18 protein-coding genes are annotated in these 16843 nt (G+C 72.6%); 11 read left to right on the forward strand and 7 right to left on the reverse strand.

Annotation, left to right across the window (positions count from 1 at the left end):
- Window position 1 precedes the first annotated feature (1 nt).
- From ABZ915_RS03295 to pgm, 3 genes are all read right to left on the reverse strand, one after another.
- The gene (locus ABZ915_RS03295; protein ID WP_361794921.1) at window positions 2-1705 is read right to left on the reverse strand and encodes an FAD-dependent monooxygenase; all 1704 of its coding nucleotides are present in this window, start codon (window positions 1703-1705) and stop codon (window positions 2-4) included.
- Between the two features lie 218 nt (window positions 1706-1923).
- Window positions 1924-2370 carry a hypothetical protein gene (locus tag ABZ915_RS03300; protein WP_361794924.1) on the reverse strand — a complete coding sequence of 149 codons (447 nt, stop codon included), beginning with the start codon at window positions 2368-2370 and terminating at the stop codon, window positions 1924-1926.
- Between the two features lie 51 nt (window positions 2371-2421).
- Complete coding sequence (gene pgm, locus ABZ915_RS03305) at window positions 2422-4062, reverse strand: phosphoglucomutase (alpha-D-glucose-1,6-bisphosphate-dependent) (protein ID WP_361794927.1); 1641 nt, start codon at window positions 4060-4062, stop codon at window positions 2422-2424.
- A gap of 120 nt (window positions 4063-4182) precedes the next feature.
- On the opposite strand from pgm, the gene ABZ915_RS03310 reads away from it, so the two are divergent.
- Entirely contained in the window at window positions 4183-5157 is a 975-nt protein-coding gene (locus ABZ915_RS03310) for a MerR family transcriptional regulator (RefSeq protein ID WP_361794930.1), read from the forward strand.
- Here ABZ915_RS03310 and ABZ915_RS03315 read toward each other — a convergent pair.
- Entirely contained in the window at window positions 5099-5890 is a 792-nt protein-coding gene (locus ABZ915_RS03315) for a hypothetical protein (RefSeq protein WP_361795792.1), read from the reverse strand. The two genes, ABZ915_RS03310 and ABZ915_RS03315, sit on opposite strands and share 59 nt — an antisense overlap.
- 131 nt (window positions 5891-6021) lie before the next feature.
- Complete coding sequence (locus ABZ915_RS03320; protein WP_361794933.1) at window positions 6022-6903, reverse strand: helix-turn-helix transcriptional regulator; 882 nt, start codon at window positions 6901-6903, stop codon at window positions 6022-6024.
- A gap of 134 nt (window positions 6904-7037) precedes the next feature.
- On the opposite strand from ABZ915_RS03320, the gene ABZ915_RS03325 reads away from it, so the two are divergent.
- The 10 genes from ABZ915_RS03325 (at window position 7038) to ABZ915_RS03370 (ending at window position 14496) form a co-directional block, all read left to right on the forward strand.
- Window positions 7038-7820, forward strand: a complete 783-nt coding sequence (locus ABZ915_RS03325) for an SDR family oxidoreductase (RefSeq protein WP_361794936.1) — start codon at window positions 7038-7040, stop codon at window positions 7818-7820.
- A 46-nt stretch (window positions 7821-7866) separates the two neighbouring features.
- Complete coding sequence (locus ABZ915_RS03330; protein WP_361794938.1) at window positions 7867-8082, forward strand: tautomerase family protein; 216 nt, start codon at window positions 7867-7869, stop codon at window positions 8080-8082.
- A 54-nt stretch (window positions 8083-8136) separates the two neighbouring features.
- On the forward strand, window positions 8137-9027 hold the full coding sequence (locus ABZ915_RS03335; protein WP_361794940.1) for a hypothetical protein: 891 nt from the start codon (window positions 8137-8139) through the stop codon (window positions 9025-9027).
- 217 nt (window positions 9028-9244) lie between these two features.
- Window positions 9245-10381 (forward strand): SchA/CurD-like domain-containing protein, encoded by a 1137-nt coding sequence (locus ABZ915_RS03340; RefSeq protein WP_361794943.1) that lies wholly within the window; start codon window positions 9245-9247, stop codon window positions 10379-10381.
- Between the two features lie 30 nt (window positions 10382-10411).
- On the forward strand, window positions 10412-10849 hold the full coding sequence (locus ABZ915_RS03345) for a cupin domain-containing protein (RefSeq protein WP_361794946.1): 438 nt from the start codon (window positions 10412-10414) through the stop codon (window positions 10847-10849).
- Window positions 10846-12114, forward strand: coding sequence for a beta-ketoacyl-[acyl-carrier-protein] synthase family protein (locus tag ABZ915_RS03350; protein WP_361794949.1), 1269 nt, complete (start codon window positions 10846-10848; stop codon window positions 12112-12114). Before ABZ915_RS03345 ends, ABZ915_RS03350 begins: the two co-directional genes overlap by 4 nt.
- Window positions 12111-13361, forward strand: a complete 1251-nt coding sequence (locus ABZ915_RS03355; protein WP_361794952.1) for a ketosynthase chain-length factor — start codon at window positions 12111-12113, stop codon at window positions 13359-13361. The genes ABZ915_RS03350 and ABZ915_RS03355 overlap by 4 nt, the downstream gene beginning before the upstream one ends.
- 44 nt (window positions 13362-13405) lie before the next feature.
- Complete coding sequence (locus ABZ915_RS03360) at window positions 13406-13663, forward strand: acyl carrier protein (RefSeq protein ID WP_361794955.1); 258 nt, start codon at window positions 13406-13408, stop codon at window positions 13661-13663.
- A 1-nt stretch (window position 13664) separates the two neighbouring features.
- The gene (locus ABZ915_RS03365) at window positions 13665-14144 is read left to right on the forward strand and encodes an SRPBCC family protein (RefSeq protein WP_361794959.1); all 480 of its coding nucleotides are present in this window, start codon (window positions 13665-13667) and stop codon (window positions 14142-14144) included.
- A gap of 19 nt (window positions 14145-14163) precedes the next feature.
- Window positions 14164-14496 (forward strand): TcmI family type II polyketide cyclase, encoded by a 333-nt coding sequence (locus ABZ915_RS03370; protein ID WP_361794962.1) that lies wholly within the window; start codon window positions 14164-14166, stop codon window positions 14494-14496.
- 91 nt (window positions 14497-14587) lie between these two features.
- Here the strand turns inward: ABZ915_RS03370 and ABZ915_RS03375 are convergent, their stop codons facing one another.
- Both ABZ915_RS03375 and ABZ915_RS03380 read right to left on the reverse strand, forming a co-directional pair.
- Complete coding sequence (locus tag ABZ915_RS03375) at window positions 14588-15616, reverse strand: methyltransferase (protein WP_361794965.1); 1029 nt, start codon at window positions 15614-15616, stop codon at window positions 14588-14590.
- Window positions 15617-15657: 41 nt separating this feature from the next.
- Window positions 15658-16722, reverse strand: coding sequence for a right-handed parallel beta-helix repeat-containing protein (locus tag ABZ915_RS03380; protein ID WP_361794968.1), 1065 nt, complete (start codon window positions 16720-16722; stop codon window positions 15658-15660).
- Window positions 16723-16843: the final 121 nt, after the last annotated feature.

Here is a 16843-nt window from a genome sequence, read left to right on the forward strand (position 1 = left end):
CCTAGGAGGCCCCTGGGAACCTCTGGTCCTCGGGCTTCCGGACCCGGGCGAGGACGGTGTTCAGGACGTCCTCCAGGGTCGTCGCGGGTTCCTCCGCCGGGCCCGGCGCACGCCAGGCCACGAACCCGTCGGGGCGGACGAGCACGGCGCCCCCGGGTGTCGTGCCGTGCCGCTCCGCCCAGTGCACGTCGTCCTCGGGGGCCAGCTCGGCGCCGGGTCCGGTGCCCACGCGGTACGAGGTCAGCGGGATCGACATCTCTTCGGCGAGGCGGGTGGCGGCCTCGTGCCAGCCGCCCGTGCCGCCCCGCTCGCCCGCGTCGCTGAGCAGGACCAGGTCGCGCTCGTAGAGGTCGAGGGTGGAGATCCGCTCTCCGTCCCGCCGCACCCACATGTGCGGGGCCCTGCTGCCCGGTTCACCGGTCAGGTTCAGCGCCTCGGGGACGACCGGGGTGGTGGGGTCGGCGTCGACGACGGCGCCCTGCGGGTAGCGGTAGCCCAGGGCGACGTTGAGGATGCCGCGCTGGGGGCCGCCGCTGCCCATGCCGGGCGCCGGGGCGAACCCGGGGTGGCTGTGCTCCACCGAACGGTTGGCGGCGCGGGCGCTGGTCGCCTCCGCCACCGGGCGGCGCTCGGCGTCGTAGCTGTCCAGCAGCCCCTCCCCCGCCCAGCCGCCGAGCACCGCGGCCAGCTTCCACGCGAGGTTGTGCGCGTCCTGGATGCCGGTGTTGGAGCCGAACGCCCCGGTGGGGGACATCTCGTGCGCCGAGTCGCCGGCCAGGAAGACCCGCCCGGACTGGTAACCGCGGGCCACGCGCTGGGCGGCGTGCCAGGGCGCCCGGCCGGTGATCTCCACGTCGAGGTCCATGTCACCGACCGCGCGGCGGATGTGGTCGATGCACCGCTCGTCGGTGAACTCCTCCAGCGTTTCGCCGTGTTCGGGGTGCCAGGGGGCGTGGAAGACCCAGTTCTCCCGGTTGTCCACCGGCAGCAGCGCCCCGTCGGCGTCCGGGGTGGTCAGGTAGCAGACGATGAAACGGCGGTCCCCCACGACGTCGGCGAGACGGCGGGAGCGGAAGGTCATGCTGATGTTGTGGAACAGGTCGCCGGGGCCGCTCTGCCCGATGCCGAGCTGTTCGCGGACGGGGCTGCGGGGGCCGTCGGCGGCGACGAGGTAGTCCGCGCGGATGGTGGTGTGCTCGCCGGTGTCGCGGCTCTTGACCACCGCGGTGACACCGGTGGGATCGGCGTCGAACGACATCATCTCGGTGTGGTACCGCAGGTCGCCGCCGAGGCGGACGGCGTGGTCGAGGAGGACCGGTTCCAGGTCGTTCTGGCTGCACAGGCACCAGGAGCCGGGGCTGAAGCGGGCGAGGCCGCCGCCCGGGTCGATCTCCTTGAACAGCCATTCGCCGGCGTCGCCGACCAGGGTGGGCGTCTGCAGGATGCCGTGGTTGCCGGCCAGCGTGGCCGCGGCCTGCCGGATCCCGGCCTCGACGCCGGCCACCCGGAACAGCTCCATCGTCCGTACGTTGTTGCCGCGCCCACGGGGGTGGATGGACGTGCCGGCATGGCGTTCCACCAGCGTGTGCGGCACCCCCAGCCGGCCCAGGAACACCGAGGTCGACAGGCCGACCAGGGAACCGCCGACGATGAGGACGGGTACCCGGTGAGTGCCGGGTTCGGCGGAATCGGCTCTTTCCTTCATCACTCGCCTCCAGCGCGTCGTGTGCACCGACTCGGCCGGATACGGCCGCAATTCTCATGCATGCCCCGCGAGGCGTGGGCGGGCTCGGGTTTCTTCACCCGCCCGGAGGGCGTCCGATCCGGGTAGTTGGTGGTTTGAGCCGCGCGTACGGCGACACCGGCCCGGCGCGGGAGCACCGGCCGGTTCCCCCGGGACCGGCCGAGGCCGGCCCCGGGGTGTCAGATCCGTCCGCCGGTGAGACGGGTGAGGGGGCCCTGCGCGGGCCGTCCGGCGCGGCGGCCCACCGCGTACGACGCGGCGCTCATGGCGGTCAGGCCGGTGCCCACCGCCACGGCGACGAGCTTGCGGTGGGCGATCACCGTCCAGGCCGTCCTGGCCGTGGCCGCCACCTGGCCGGAGGCCGCGACGACCGCGCGGCGGCCCGCCTCGAGCTTCTCGGCCCCGGCGTGCACGGCCCCGGTCGTCGCCTCGGCCGCCGTGCCGACGGCGCGCTCGGTGCCGTCCTTGGCCGTTGACGCCACGTCATCCGTCTTCGCGGCGGCCTTCTTCGCGCCCCGGGAGACGGGGGCGGTCGCGTCTGCGGCGGTCCGCCGGGCCTTGGCCGCAGTGGCCTGCTGGGCGTCGGCGTTTCGCTTCGTGTCGCTGTTCGATTCAGTCATGGACATCGCCTTGCCGGTCCGTCCTCCGGCAAACAGGCCCGGCCCGCTCGAAGTGCCTCAGCCGCCGAGTGCCGCCAGGACCACGGACTTCGCCTCCTCCTGCACCTGGGCCAGGTGCTCGGGGCCGCGGAAGGACTCGGCGTACACCTTGTAGACGTCCTCCGTGCCGGAGGGCCGGGCCGCGAACCAGGCGTGCTCGGTGGTCACCTTGATGCCGCCGATGGCGGCGCCGTTGCCCGGGGCCTCGGTGAGCACGGCGGTGACCGGCTCCCCGGCCAGGGCCGTCGCGGTGACCTGAGCCGGTGAGAGCTTGGCCAGCAGGGCCTTCTCCTCGCGGGAGGCGGGGGCGTCGATGCGCGCGTACGCGGGTTCGCCGAAGCGGCCGGTCAGTTCGGCGTAGTGCTCCGAGGGGGTCCTCTCGGTGACCGCGGTGATCTCGGAGGCGAGGAGGGCCAGGAGGATGCCGTCCTTGTCCGTGGTCCACACCGAGCCGTCCCGGCGCAGGAAGGACGCGCCGGCCGACTCCTCGCCGCCGAAGCCGAGGGTGCCGCCGAGCAGTCCGTCCACGAACCACTTGAACCCGACGGGCACCTCGACCAGTTCGCGCCCGAGGTCGGCGGCGACCCGGTCGATCATCCCGGAGGACACCAGCGTCTTGCCGATCCCGGTGCCGGCGGGCCACTGCTCACGGTGCCGGTAGAGGTAGGCGATGGCGACCGCGAGGTAGTGGTTGGGGTTCATCAGGCCCGCGTCCGGGGTGACGATGCCGTGACGGTCGGCGTCGGCGTCGTTGCCGGTGGCGATGCGGAAGCGGTCGCGCTGCTCGATGAGCGAGGCCATCGCGTGCGGCGACGAGCAGTCCATGCGGATCTGACCGTCCCAGTCCAGCGTCATGAACCGCCAGGTGGGGTCGGTGTGCGGATTGACCACCGTCAGGTCGAGACCGTGCTGCTCGGCGATCCGGCCCCAGTAGGCGACGGACGCCCCGCCCAGCGGGTCGGCGCCGATGCGCACACCGGCCGCCCGGATCGCGTCCAGGTCCAGGACGCTCGGGAGATCGGAGACGTATGTGCCCAGGAAGTCGTACCGGCCGGTCGTGTCCGCGGCGAGCGCCTTGGCGTAGGAGAGGCGCCGTACGTCCTTCAGGCCGCCCGCGATGATCTGGTTGGCGCGGTCCTGGATCCACGACGTCGCGTCCGAGGCCGCCGGTCCTCCGCTCGGCGGGTTGTACTTGAATCCGCCGTCGGCGGGCGGGTTGTGCGACGGGGTGACCACGACCCCGTCGGCGAGCCCGGCGGTGCGGCTCCGGTTGTGGGCGAGGATGGCGTGCGAGACCGCCGGCGTGGGCGTGTACCCGTCGGCGCTGTCGATCAGCACCGTCACGCCGTTCGCGGCGAAGACCTCCAGCGCGGTCACCTTCGCGGGCTCCGACAGCGCGTGGGTGTCGGCGCCCAGGAAGAGCGGGCCGTCGGTGCCCTGGCCTTCCCGGTACTCGCAGATGGCCTGGCTGGTGGCGGCGATGTGGTCCTCGTTGAACGCGCTCGCCGTCGACGATCCGCGGTGTCCGGACGTACCGAACGCCACCCGCTGACCGGGCTCGGCCGGGTCCGGGTGCAGCGCGTAGTACGCGGTGACCAGCCGGGCCACGTCGACAAGATCCTCGGGGCCGGCCGGCGTGCCCGCTCGCTCGTGCGGCATGGGTGCGTTCCTCCGCTTCGGTTCTGATGTAGCGCTCGGCGTCTCATCTTTCCCCCTCGGGACGCCGGTACGCGAGTACCGGCTTGAGTCTCCCCCGGGGGGAGACGGGAAAGTGGGGCCATGGACGGCGACACCCTGTACCCGATCGGTGAACTGGCGCGGCGCACCGGGCTGACGGTCAAGACGATCCGCTTCTACTCCGACCGCGGCATCGTGACGCCGGCCTGCCGTACCGACGCCGGCTACCGCCGCTACGGCCCACAAGCCGTGGCCCGGCTCGCCCTGGTGCGCACGCTGCGCGAACTGGGGCTCGGCCTCGACACGATCCGCCGGGTCGTGGACCGGGAGCTCTCGCTCGGCGAGGTCGCCGAACGGCACGCCGCCGCCCTGGAGGCGCAGATCGGCGTGCTGCGCCTGCGGCACGCCCTGCTGACGGCGGTGGCCAGGCGCCGGCCCACCTGCGAGGAGTTCGAGGAGATGGAACGCGTGCACCGACTGGTCCGGCTCTCCGGAGCCGAACGTCACCGGCTGATCGACGATTTCCTGGCCGACGTCTTCGACGGGCTCGACGGCGGCCCGGTCCACACCGCGGCCCGGCGCTCCATGACACCGGAGCTGCCCGACGACCCCACGGACGAACAGGCCCAGGCGTGGGTGGAGCTCGTCGAGCTGTCCCTCGACCCGGAGTTCCGCGCCGGCCTGCGGCGGGCCGCTGGGGACCACGCGGCCGTCTTCTCCGGCACCGGCACCGCACCGCCGCGCCCCGACGCCGTGGCGCTCGTCCGCGAGCATGCGACGGCCGCCGTCCGGTCGGGCGTCGAGCCCGGCTCGCCCGAGGCCGGAGCCGTCGTCGCGGCACTCACCGCGCACTGCGCCCGCGCCTTCGGCCGTCCCGACGACGCCGGGCTGCGCCGGTGGCTGCTGCGACGCCTGTCGGCCGCGAGGGACACCCGCCGCGACCGGTACCTCGAACTGCTCGCCCTGGTCAACGGCTGGCCGGCCCCGGAGAGTCCGACCCCGGCGATCGACTGGACCGTCACGGCGCTGCGCGCGTCGAATTCTCGTACCCGACCGTGCGCGGGCCCGGCCGCGTAGTGGCTCCGCGCACGACGGTGCCGGTCCGCGGCAGGGTGCGCTCGCGCAGGTGGAACAGCCCCAGGACGATCGCCATGCCCACCGCGATCAGGTGCTCGCGGCCCGCCAGGTTGGGCACCGCGATCGACTCCCACACCATGGACCCGCCGGTGAGGGTGAAGACCACGGGGGCCCGCCGGACGACCGAGATGTAGGTGAACAGCCCGACCACGGCCGCCGACGGCCCGGTGTCGAGCACCCGCCCGCAGGCCGCGGGCAGGCCCAGACCGCCCCAGCCGGGACCGATGGCGATCATCACGCGCGCGGTGAGCGTCCCGGCCAGCGTGGTGACGTAGGCGATGACGAGTGTCCTGGCCCGGCCGAGGATGAGTTCGGCCAGGGCGAAGGCGAGGAACAGCTGGGTGATCCCCGCCCACACCGGAAGGTCGAGCGCCGGCACGTACAGGGAGATCGGGGTGCGCAGCAGGGCCAGCCACAGCGGCAGGTCGGCCTTGACGCCGCCCAGCAGCCACACCAGCCGCGCGCCGCCCGGCCGTTGCGCCAGGTCGTGGAAGAAGATCACGCCGAATGTGGCGACGAAGGCCAGGGTCAGCGCGGGCAGTCCCCGACGCCACAACTGCCGTACGGGATCCACGACGATCCCCTGCCACTCGCCCAGGATCGTCTGTCCGACGAACGAGGCGGCCCTGCGGGCCACCGAACGCGGCTGTTCACCCCCGCCGCCCACCGCCATCCCCGCGCCCCCGTTGTGGTCGCTGTGCCCCGCGTCGTGCGAGGCCGTGGTCAAGGCCTCGACTCACAGGACCGGAAAAGCGCGCGATAAGTTGCCTCACAGTGTGGTTTGTCGGGCAGAATCCAAAGAATTCACTCTCGCCGGAGGATCTCGTCCGGCAGGGACCGGTTCCCTTCCGTCAGATCCTGGGTGCCGATGACCGAGAGCAGCTCCAGCTGGGCGGCACCCTCGGTGCCGGGCGGGGCGGTGAACCACAGCAGGCGCTGACGGCCGTCCTCGCTGAACAGGGAATGGCAGTCCAGCTCGATGACTCCGAGTGCGGGATGGACGATGCGCTTGTGGTCCGTGCGGCGCAGGGCGACGTCACGGGTCTCCCACAGGGTCACGAACTCCGCGCTGTGCCGGCGCAGCGCGGCCACCGTCCGGACCACCTCGGAGTCCTTGCCGCGCCGGGCGGCGACCGCCTGGAGGTCGGCGACGAACACCCGGGAGTGATGGGGGTGGTCCTCGGCCGGGTAGACCGCGCGGGATTCGGGGTCGGTGAACCAGCGGTACACGAAGCTCGCGGCGGGCCCGGTCGTCGCCGGGGGCGGCCCGAGCAGCGCCCTGGCCAGGGGGTTCTGTACGAGCGTCTGGTGCAGGTCGGTGATCACCTGGGCGGGTGTGGTGGTGAGCCGGTCCAGCAGGCCGAGGAGGGCGGGCTGGACGTGCGCCGTCGGACCGTGCGCCGCCGGGGGGAGCGGGCGGTCGGCGAGGTGGAAGAGGTGGTCGCGTTCGTCGCCGTTCAGCCTAAGGGCGCGGGCGAGTGCGGCCAGGACCTGGGCGGAGGGCTGGGCGCCGCGGGCGCGTTCCAGCTCGGTGTAGTAGTCGGCGGACAGCCCGGCCAGCTGTGCGACCTCCTCCCGCCGCAGTCCGGGCACCCGGCGCCGGGGGCCGGTGGGCAGGCCGACGTCGGCCGGGCGGACCCGGTCGCGCCGGGACTTCAGGAAAGCGGCGAGCTCCGACTGGTTCACACCGCCATGATCCCGCGTGCCGGTCCGCCGAGCCAGGGGTCGCCGACCCCAGGGTGGGGACAGCCGTGGCTGCCGTCGGCTCATCGGCCCAGGCTGGAGGCGCAAGACCGTCCGTCACGTTCACAGGAGTCGACATGTCCACCCAGGAAACGACCATCGGCGCCGGTGCCCCGGCCCAGGGCACCGGCCCACGCCGCGTCGCCGTCGTCACCGGCGGTTCGCGCGGCATCGGCCGCGAGTCGGTGAGCCGGCTGGCCGCCGACGGACACGCCGTGGTGGTCGGCTACGCGGGCAACCGCGATCTCGCCGAGGCCGCCGTCAAGGAGGTCACCGCCGCCGGTGGCCGGGCGGTCGCCGTCCGGGCCGACGTCGCCGACGAGGAGGACGTCGCCGCGCTCTTCGCCACCGCGGAGTCGGAGTTCGGCGGGGTCGACGTGGTCGTCCACGCGGCCGGCCGCATGTACCTCTCGCCGGTCGCCGAACTGGACCTGGCGGAGCTGGACGCGATGCACCGCACCAACATCCGCGGCACCTTCGTGATCGCCCGGCAGGCCGCCCGGACCCTGCGTGCCGGGGGCGCGCTGATCACCTTCTCCACCTCCGTGGTGGGCCTGGCCTTCCCCGCGTACGGCGCCTACAGCGCCAGCAAGGGCGCGGTCGAGGCGCTCACCATGGTCCTCGCGCGAGAGCTGCGCGGGCGGGACGTCACCGTGAACGCCGTCGCCCCGGGGCCCACCGCGACGGACCTGTTCCTCGAGGGCAAGGACGAGGAGACGGTCGCCCGGCTGGCCGCCCAGCCCCCGCTGGAGCGCCTCGGTACCCCGGCCGACATCGCGGCGGTGGTGTCCTTCCTCGCCTCGCCGGCCGGTCACTGGGTCAACGGCCAGGTGATCCGCGCCAACGGCGGCATCGTCTGACGGCCGCCACCGAACAACCATCCGAACCCACCCAAGGAGAACCGTCATGCCGTTCGCGAACTTCAAGGTCCCCGCCGGAAGCCTCGACGACAAGCAGAAGGAGGAGATCGTCACCCGCACCACCCAGCTGTACGTCGACCTCTACGGCGAGCGAGCCCGCGCCAACACCCTCGTACTGGTCGAGGAGGTCACCGACGGCGGCTGGGGCATCGGCGGCAACGTCCTGACCCTCGCCATGCTCCAGGAGACCGCCGAGGACTGACGCACCGGCCCGCTGCGGGTGCGCGGCGGCCGGGTCCGGCGGAGTCTGGGGGTCATGCCCCCCAACGCGGTGGAGCCGGAGCTCGACGAGCTCTACACCACCCCGCCGGCCCGGTTCGTCACCCGCCGGGAGGAACTGGCGGCCGCGGCCAGGGCGGACGGGCGCGCCGACGACGCCCGCCGGATCCGCGCCGCCCGCCGCCCCACCCTGGCCGCCTGGGCCGCGAACCTGCTGCTGCGCTCCCGTCCCGAGGAGAGCCGGCGGTTCCTCGAACTCGGCCGGGCGCTGCGCGAGGCGTACCGCACGCTGGACGCCGCCGGGCTCAAGGAGCTGTCCGCGGAGCGCCGGCGGATCGTCTCCGCCCTGTCCGGGCAGGCGGCCCGGCTCGCCCGGGAGGCCGGGCACGAACTGTCGGGCGGGGTGCGGCAGGAGGTCGAGTCCACCCTGCGCGCGGTCCTGGCCGACCCCGACGCGGCCGACCGGTGGGCCGGCGGCCGCCTGGAGAGCGCGCTCACCCCGCCGTCGGAGTTCGACACCGCCCGGATGCCCGACGTACCCCCGGCCCGGCGGACCACCGCACCGCCGGCCGCGCCCGAGGCGAAGGACGAACTCGCCGAGCGGCGCCGCCGAAGGCGGGCCGGGCAGCTCGACCGCGCCCGCGAGGCCGCCGACCGGGCCGTACGCCGGCTGCGCCAGAGGCGCACGGCGCAGACGGAGGCCGAGGCAAGGCTGACGCGAGCCCAGGACCGTCACGCCGAGGCGCTGGACCAACTCTCCACCGCCGAGCGGCAACTGGACCGGGCGCGCGAGACGCTCCGGAGTGCGGAGCGCGAACGGCGGCATGCGGAGGAACACCGCGCGTCCGCCGCCGAAGCCCTGGCGCGGGCCGAACGGGAGGCCCGCGAGGCCGCCGAGAAGGCCGACCGCCTCGCCACCGACTCCTGACGGGGCGGGACCTCGTGCCGCCCCCGTCCGGGCGAACCCGTATGGAGCACCCTTCACCCACTTACCCCGCTGCGTTCGTGGTGTGGCACGGCACGGCGCAAGATCGTGCCCATGCGATCGGCGCGCTTCCTTGCGCGGCGTGCCGGTCGCTGTCCCGTTCCGTCCACCGGCCGTCCCTGGCCACAGGCGCAGGGCCCGCGAAGGAGATGCGCGCAGGATGACCCTCACCTCCGAACGAGTTTCAGAACTGTCGGCACGACAGGTGTCGCACAATGTCTCCCAGTCCGTGTTCGACGGCTCCAGGCTCCGGGTCGTCCTGCTGGTGGACGTCTACGACGGAGCCCAGCAGCAGTTCCTGGAGGCGTACGAGCAACTGTGCAAGCAGGTCGCCTCCGTGCCCGGCCACGTCAGCGACCAGCTGTGCCAGTCGATCGAGAACCCCTCCCAATGGCTCATCACGAGTGAGTGGGAGAGCGCCCCGCCGTTCCTGTCCTGGGTGAACAGCGAGGAGCACGTACGGATGGTGGAGCCGCTGCACAGCTGCGTCCGGGACACCCGGTCGCTGCGCTTCCACATCGTCCGCGAGACCGGCGGCCCGGCCACGGACGCCGCTGTCGGCAAGCGCCGGCTCCAGTCGTCCCCGCGGATCGGCGACGGCGTGGTCCGCCACGCGCTCACCTTCACGGTCAGGCCGGGCAGCGAGGAGAAGGTCGCCGGGATCCTCGCCGACTACGCCTCGCCCGAGCCGCAGGTCGACGACGCCACCCGGCTGTGCCGCACCTCCCTGTTCATGCACGGCAACCGGGTCGTACGGGCCATCGAGGTACGCGGCGACCTGCTCACGGCGCTGCGCCACGTCGCACGGCAGCCCGAGGTACGGGCCGTCGAGGAGGCCATCAACCCCTATCTGGAGCAGGACCGGGACCTCGACAACCCGGAGTCCGCCCGGGTGTTCTTCACCCGCGCGGCCCTGCCCGCCGTCCACCATGTGACGCACGCCAAGGACACCCCGGAGGCGGAGCGGCACGCCCTGTACTACCCGGCCCGGGAGGGGCTCGGCATGCGGCTGGCCGAACTCCTCGCCCAGCAGGACGCGGTGGCGGCGAAGGACTCGCGCAGCCCGATCCTGCGCAGCACGGTCTTCGAGCGCGACGACGTCGTCGTCCGGCTGATCGACGTGCGGGGGTCCCTGGAGGCGGCCGACCCCGTCGTCGTCCTCGGTCTGCCCGAGCCCTCGCAGGCGGCCGAGCTCACGACGCTTCTCGACGCCGGTGCGAAGAGCGGTGACCCCGCGCGTCTGCTGGAGTCCGCCCGCATGGCCCTCATCACCGACCGCCGGTCCCCCGAGTCCTGACCGGCCGCAGCACAGCATCGGAGGAACGTCGTGATCAAACCCCGTCCCAAGATCGTGGACCTCGGCGAGGTCGAGCCGAACGTCAGGCGCGGCGGCGACCTGCGCGCCATGCTCACCCCCGCCACGGTCGGCTCCACCAGCGGTTTCATGGGCGTGGCCATCGTGCAGCCCGGTGACCGCATCGGCGAGCACTACCACCCGTACTCCGAGGAGTTCGTCTACGTCGTCTGCGGCCGCCTGGAGGTGGACCTGGACGGCGAGCCCCATCCACTGCGGCCCGAGCAGGGGCTGATGATCCCCGCCCACATGCGCCACCGCTTCCGCAACGTCGGTGACGTGGAGGCCCGGATCGTCTTCCACCTCGGCCCGCTGGCCCCGCGCCCGCAGCTGGGCCACGTCGACACGGAGGAGACCGAGCCCGTCGCGGTCGCCGCCGAGCCGGCCGACACGGGCGGGAGCCGGTCATGACCAGGCGGGTGGCGGTCACCGGCATAGGCATCGTCGCGCCCGGCGGCATCGGCGTCCCGGCCTTCTGGGATCTGCTCGCCAGTGGCCGTACCGCGACCCGGGGCATCACCTTCTTCGACCCGGCCGGGCTGCGCTCCCGGATCGCCGCCGAGTGCGACTTCGACCCGGCGGCCCACGGGCTGGACACGGAGCAGACCGCGCGGGCGGACCGCTACATCCAGTTCGCCCTGGTCGCGGGCGAGGAAGCCGTCCGCGACTCCGGCCTCGACCTCGCCGGGGAGAACCCCTGGCGGGTCGGGGTGTCCCTGGGGACCGCCGTCGGCGGCACCACCCGGCTGGAGCACGACTACGTGCTGGTCAGCCATCGCGGAGAGCGCTGGGACGTGGACCACCGGGAGGCGGAGCCGCATCTGCACCGGGCGTTCTCGCCGAGCACGCTCGCCTCGGCGGTCGCGGAGCGGTTCGGGGCGTGCGGTCCGGTGCAGACCGTCTCCACGGGCTGCACCTCGGGTCTCGACGCCGTCGGGTACGCCTTCCACACCGTCGAGGAGGGCCGGGCCGACATCTGCATAGCCGGTGCCTCGGACTCGCCGATATCGCCGATCACCATGGCGTGCTTCGACGCGATCAAGGCGACCTCCCCCAACAACGACGATCCCGCCCACGCCTCCCGTCCCTTCGACAACGACCGTGACGGGTTCGTCATGGGCGAGGGCGGCGCGGTGCTCGTCCTGGAGGAGCTGGAGCACGCCCGGGCCCGCGGTGCCCATGTGTACTGCGAGCTCGGCGGCTATGCCACCTTCGGCAACGCCTACCACATGACCGGTCTGACCAGCGAGGGCCTGGAGATGGCCCGGGCGATCGAGGACGCCCTGGACCACGCCCGGCTCGACGGCAGCGCGATCGACTACGTCAACGCGCACGGCTCGGGCACCCGGCAGAACGACCGGCACGAGACGGCCGCGGTGAAACGGGCCCTGGGGCAGCACGCGTACGACACCCCCATGAGCTCCATCAAGTCGATGGTGGGTCACTCGCTCGGCGCGATCGGGGCGATCGAGGTCGTGGCCTGTGTGCTGGCCCTGGCCCACCAGGTGGTACCGCCCACCGCGAACTACGAGACCCCCGACCCCGAGTGCGATCTGGACTACGTCCCGCGCGTCGCCCGCGAACGGAAGCTGAGCAGCGTCCTGTCCGTGGGCAGTGGGTTCGGCGGCTTCCAGTCCGCGGTGATCCTGACCCGGACTGGGGAGAGGACACCATGAGCGAACCGTATCCTCGGCGCGCGGCCGTCACCGGAATCGGGGTGGTCGCGCCCAACGGAACCACCGTGGAGGCCTTCTGGAAGTCCACCCAGGAGGGCATGAGCGTCCTGGACCGGGTCAGCCGCGAGGGCTGCGAGCACCTGCCGCTGCGGGTGGCCGGCGAGGTCCGTGGCTTTGAACCGGCGTGTGCGGTCGAGGAGCGTTTCCTCGTCCAGACCGACCGGTTCACGCACTTCGCGATGGCCGCGGCCGATCTGGCGCTGGAGAACGCCCGCCTCGGGCAGGCCGACACCGACGACGCGCCGTTCTCGGTGGGCGTGGTCACCGCGGCCGGTTCCGGCGGCGGCGAGTTCGGCCAGCGTGAGCTCCAGCAACTGTGGGGCAAGGGCAGCCGGTTCGTCGGTCCGTACCAGTCGATCGCCTGGTTCTACGCCGCCAGCACCGGCCAGGTCTCCATCCGCCGCGGCTTCAAGGGGCCCTGCTCGGTGGTGGCCGCCGACGAGGCCGGCGGGCTGGACGCCCTGGCGCACGCGGCACGGGCCGTGCGCCGCGGCACCGAGGTGATGGTGGCCGGCTCGACCGAGGCGCCGCTGGCGCCGTACTCGATGGTCTGCCAGCTCGGTTACGAGGAGCTGAGCACCGTCGACGATCCGGCGCACGCGTACCGGCCGTTCACCGACCAGGCCTGTGGGTTCGTGCCCGCGGAGGGCGGCGCGATGCTCGTCGTGGAGGAGGTGGCCTCGGCCTGGGAGCGGGGGGTGCCCGTGCGGGCCACCCTCGCCGGGCACGCGGCGACCTTCACCGGTGCCTCGCGCTGGGCGGCGTCCCGGGAGGGACTCGCCGAGGCGATCCGCGGGGCCCTGGACGAGGCCGGCTGCGCCCCCGAGGAGGTCGACGTCGTCTTCGCCGACGCCCTCGGGGTGCCGGCCGCGGACCGGGCCGAGGCGCTGGCGATCGCCGACGCCCTGGGCGCCCACGGCAGGCGGGTGCCGGTCACGGCACCGAAGGCGGGCACCGGACGGGGCTACTGCGCGGCGCCCGTGCTGGACACCGCGGCGGCGGTGCTCGCCATGGAGCACGGCCTGGTCCCGCCCACCCCGAACGTCTTCGACATCTGCCACGACCTCGACCTCGTGACCGGCCGCGCCCGCGCCGCCGAACTGCGCACGGCGCTGGTGCTCAGCCGGGGCCTCATGGGGTCGAACTCGGCGCTCGTGCTTCGGCACGGCGCCGCCGACGCCTCGTAGCGAGGTCGCCGGAGCGAAACACAGCAAGGAGAGAGAGGAACGACATGAGTGCCCAGATCACCGTCGAAGAACTGTCCGAACTCATGAAGAAAGCGGCCGGGATCACCGTCAGCCCGCAGGAGCTGGCGGACCGGCCCGACACCGCTTTCGGCGAGTTCGGCATCGACTCGCTCGGCCTGCTCGGCATCGTGGGCGAGCTGGAGAACCGGCACGGCACGCCGATGCCTCCCGACGCGGAGCGCTGCAAGACCCCCCGGCAGTTCCTCGACCTCGTCAACAGCACCCTTCTGGCAGGAGCCTGACATGGCCGGACACACGGAGAACGAGATCACCATCACCGCACCGCTGGACCTGGTGTGGGAGATGACCAACGACGTGGCGAACTGGCCGCAGCTGTTCAGCGAGTACGCCTCCGCCGACATCCTGTCCCAGGAGGGCAACAGGACCACCTTCCGGCTGACCATGCACCCCGACGAGAACGGCACCGTGTGGAGCTGGGTCTCGGAGCGGGAGACCGACCGCCCGTCCCTCACCGTCAAGGCCCGCCGGGTGGAGACCGGCCCCTTCGCCCACATGAACATCCGGTGGCGCTACGAGGAGGTCCCCGGCGGTACCCGGATGGTCTGGACGCAGGACTTCGCGATGAAGCCCGAGGCGCCGGTCGACGACGACTGGATGACCGACAACATCAACAAGAACTCCAAGGTCCAGCTGGCCCTGATCCGCGACCGGATCGAGAAGGCCGCCGCCGAGCAGGGGGCCCAGCCGGGCCTGACCGACTGAAGCCGGACGGAGAGAGCCCATGCACCAAGCCCTGATCGTGGCCCGGATGGCCCCCGGATCAGCGCCCGGCATCGCCAGGATCTTCGAGGACTCCGACCGAGGGGAGCTGCCCCGCCTCGTCGGCGTGAGGCGGCGCAGCCTCTTCCAGTTCGGTGATGTGTATCTGCACCTCATCGAGTCCGAGAAGGACCCCGGCCCCGCCATCTCCAAGGTGACCGGCCACCCGGAGTTCGTGGACGTGAGCGAGCGGCTCCAGGCGTACGTCAGCGCGTACGACCCGGAGACCTGGCGCTCGCCGAAGGACGCGATGGCGCAGCGCTTCTACCTCTGGGAGCGTGACCGAGCCGTCTGACCCGCCGTCCGTCCCCGCGGACGGCCACACCGGTCGCCGGGCCCGCAGCGTCGCGGGCCCGGCGACCGGTGTTCGGGGCGCGTGGGTGGGGTCACGCGGGGACGGTGCAGTCGAACGCGTGCAGATAGGGGTTGACCGGGCTGATGTCGTCGATGACCAGGCCCGCGGCGGTCAGCCGGCTGACCATGCTCTCGGTGGTGTGCTTGGCCCCGCCGACGTTCATGAGCAGCAGCAGGTCCATGGCGGTGCTGAACCGCATCGACGGGGTGTCGTCGACGAGGTTCTCGATGACCACGACCCGTGCCTTGGGCCCGCCCGCCTCCATGACGTTGCGCAGGCAGCGGGCGGTGCTCTCGTCGTCCCACTCCAGGATGTTCTTGATGATGTAGACGTCCGCCCGCACCGGGACGGCCTCGCGGCAGTCGCCGGGCACGATGCTCACCCGGTCGGCGAGCGAGCCGCCCTCGCGCAGCCGGGGATCGGCGTTCTCCACCACGCGCGGCAGGTCGAGCAGGGTTCCGTGCATCGACGGGTACTTCTCCAGCAGCCGGGCCACCACATGGCCCTGGCCGCCGCCGATGTCGGCGACCGACTTCGCCCCGGACAGGTCCAGCAGTTCGGCGACCTCCCGCGCGGACTGCTTGCTGGAGGTCGTCATGGCCCGGTTGAAGACGTCGGCGGACTCGGGCGCGTCCTCGTTGAGGTAGGTGAAGAACTCCTTGCCGTACAGGTCCTGTACGACGTTCCGGCCGGTGCGCACCGCCTCGTCGAGGCGCGGCCAGGCGTCCCAGGTCCACGGTTCGGTGCACCACAGCGAGATGTAGCGCAGGCTGTTCGGGTCGTCCTCGCGCAGCAGCCGGGACATGTCGGTGTGCGCGAAGGTCCCGTCCTCGCGCTCGGCGAAGACGCCGTAGCAGGACAGGGCCCGCAACAGCCGTCCGAGCGGCTTCGGTTCGGTCTTCACCGCGGCCGCGAGGTCCGCCACGGCCATGGGGCTCTCCCCCAGCGCGTCGGCCACGCCCAGCCGGGCGGCCGCGCGGAGGGCGGCGGCACACGCCGCCCCGAAAACGAGCTCCCTCAGCCGCATGGACGGCGGTGGGGCAGTGGGTGCGGTCGTCATGTGCCGCCTCTCCTCCTCTGGTTACGGACGGGTACGGCCGGTCAGCACAGGCCTGCGGGCTTGGACCTGACGCAGTGGTTGCGGGTGAAGGTGTTCCCGCGCTTGGCGGGTTCCTGGTTGACGACGTCCGCCGGCGCGTTGCCCGACAGCCTGTTGTCGGTGACCCGGTTCCGTTCGCTGGTGGTGCCGACGAAGCTCTTGTAGACGACGACGCCGCCGGAGAGCGGGGACTTGCCGGCGTTGCCGGTGATCTCGTTGCCGGTCACCAGGGTGTCCTCGGCGCCGGTGATGACGACGCCGGAGCCCTGGAGGAAGGGCAGCCGGGCGGTCTTCTCGCAGTACTTGTTGTTCTTGACGATGCGGTTGGCGGCCACGGTCACCTTGCCGGCCTTGGGCTTGTTCTCGTCGCCGACGACGAACACCCCGGCGCAGTTGCCGGTCACGTCGTTGTGCGTGACGGTGAGGTCGCGCAGGCGCCGGACGGTGACGCCGATGCGGTTGCCCGTCAGCACGTTGCCGTCGACGATCGTGCCCTTGGTGTCCTTGGCGCCCGCCTCGGTGAGGATCGTGTTGGCGAGGAACACGCCCGCGTCGCCGTTGTCGCGGACCGTGTTGGCCCGGACCAGGCTGCGCTCCGACCGCTCCTCGGCGATGCCCCACAGCTTGTTCTTCTCGGCGGTCACGTAGCGTACGGCCAGGCGGTCGGTGCCCACGGCGAACACGCCGGCCCGGGCGAAGCCGGTCACCCGCAGGTTCTCGACGGTGACGCCGTCGAGGCGACGGCTCTTCGTCCCCACGACGCAGATGCCGTTGCCGTTCTCGGCACAGGCGCTGGTGGACGTCTTCTTGCCGGGTTCGATCACCGTGCTCCGGCCCTGGCCGCGCAGGGTCAGCCCGCGCGTGGTCACCTTCACGCTCTCGTGGTAGGTGCCGGCCATCACCAGCACGGTGTCCCCGGGCTTGGCCGCGTCCACGGCTTTCTGGATCGAGTGGCCCGGACGCACGACATGGAGCGTGGGGCAGCCGGCGGCGGGCGAGGCCGCGCCGAGTCCGACCACGGTGAGCGCTGCGGTGCAGGCCGCGAAGACCGTATGACATTTCTTCATATTCCGCACGTTACGACTCGAAAGCGGACGAATGCCCCGGATGGGCCGTCCGGCGGCGTGTCACGTGCGGGGGGGTCACGCGCGGCGTGTCACGTGTGACGGGCGGCTCGTGGACACGCGG

Origin of the sequence: Streptomyces sp. NPDC046915 (assembly GCF_040644935.1) — a bacterium.
Classification (GTDB): domain Bacteria; phylum Actinomycetota; class Actinomycetes; order Streptomycetales; family Streptomycetaceae; genus Streptomyces.

What these genes read in the sequence shown, in the direction of transcription:
- ABZ915_RS03295 (WP_361794921.1), bottom strand. Translation starts at nt 1,705, where the DNA reads ATGAAGGAAAGAGCCGATTCCGCCGAACCCGGCACTCACCGGGTACCC.
- ABZ915_RS03300 (WP_361794924.1), bottom strand. Translation starts at nt 2,370, where the DNA reads ATGTCCATGACTGAATCGAACAGCGACACGAAGCGAAACGCCGACGCC.
- pgm (WP_361794927.1), bottom strand. Translation starts at nt 4,062, where the DNA reads ATGCCGCACGAGCGAGCGGGCACGCCGGCCGGCCCCGAGGATCTTGTC.
- ABZ915_RS03310 (WP_361794930.1), top strand. Translation starts at nt 4,183, where the DNA reads ATGGACGGCGACACCCTGTACCCGATCGGTGAACTGGCGCGGCGCACC.
- ABZ915_RS03315 (WP_361795792.1), bottom strand. Translation starts at nt 5,890, where the DNA reads ATGGCGGTGGGCGGCGGGGGTGAACAGCCGCGTTCGGTGGCCCGCAGG.
- ABZ915_RS03325 (WP_361794936.1), top strand. Translation starts at nt 7,038, where the DNA reads ATGTCCACCCAGGAAACGACCATCGGCGCCGGTGCCCCGGCCCAGGGC.
- ABZ915_RS03330 (WP_361794938.1), top strand. Translation starts at nt 7,867, where the DNA reads ATGCCGTTCGCGAACTTCAAGGTCCCCGCCGGAAGCCTCGACGACAAG.
- ABZ915_RS03335 (WP_361794940.1), top strand. Translation starts at nt 8,137, where the DNA reads ATGCCCCCCAACGCGGTGGAGCCGGAGCTCGACGAGCTCTACACCACC.
- ABZ915_RS03340 (WP_361794943.1), top strand. Translation starts at nt 9,245, where the DNA reads ATGACCCTCACCTCCGAACGAGTTTCAGAACTGTCGGCACGACAGGTG.
- ABZ915_RS03350 (WP_361794949.1), top strand. Translation starts at nt 10,846, where the DNA reads ATGACCAGGCGGGTGGCGGTCACCGGCATAGGCATCGTCGCGCCCGGC.
- ABZ915_RS03355 (WP_361794952.1), top strand. Translation starts at nt 12,111, where the DNA reads ATGAGCGAACCGTATCCTCGGCGCGCGGCCGTCACCGGAATCGGGGTG.
- ABZ915_RS03360 (WP_361794955.1), top strand. Translation starts at nt 13,406, where the DNA reads ATGAGTGCCCAGATCACCGTCGAAGAACTGTCCGAACTCATGAAGAAA.
- ABZ915_RS03365 (WP_361794959.1), top strand. Translation starts at nt 13,665, where the DNA reads ATGGCCGGACACACGGAGAACGAGATCACCATCACCGCACCGCTGGAC.
- ABZ915_RS03370 (WP_361794962.1), top strand. Translation starts at nt 14,164, where the DNA reads ATGCACCAAGCCCTGATCGTGGCCCGGATGGCCCCCGGATCAGCGCCC.
- ABZ915_RS03375 (WP_361794965.1), bottom strand. Translation starts at nt 15,616, where the DNA reads ATGACGACCGCACCCACTGCCCCACCGCCGTCCATGCGGCTGAGGGAG.
- ABZ915_RS03380 (WP_361794968.1), bottom strand. Translation starts at nt 16,722, where the DNA reads ATGAAGAAATGTCATACGGTCTTCGCGGCCTGCACCGCAGCGCTCACC.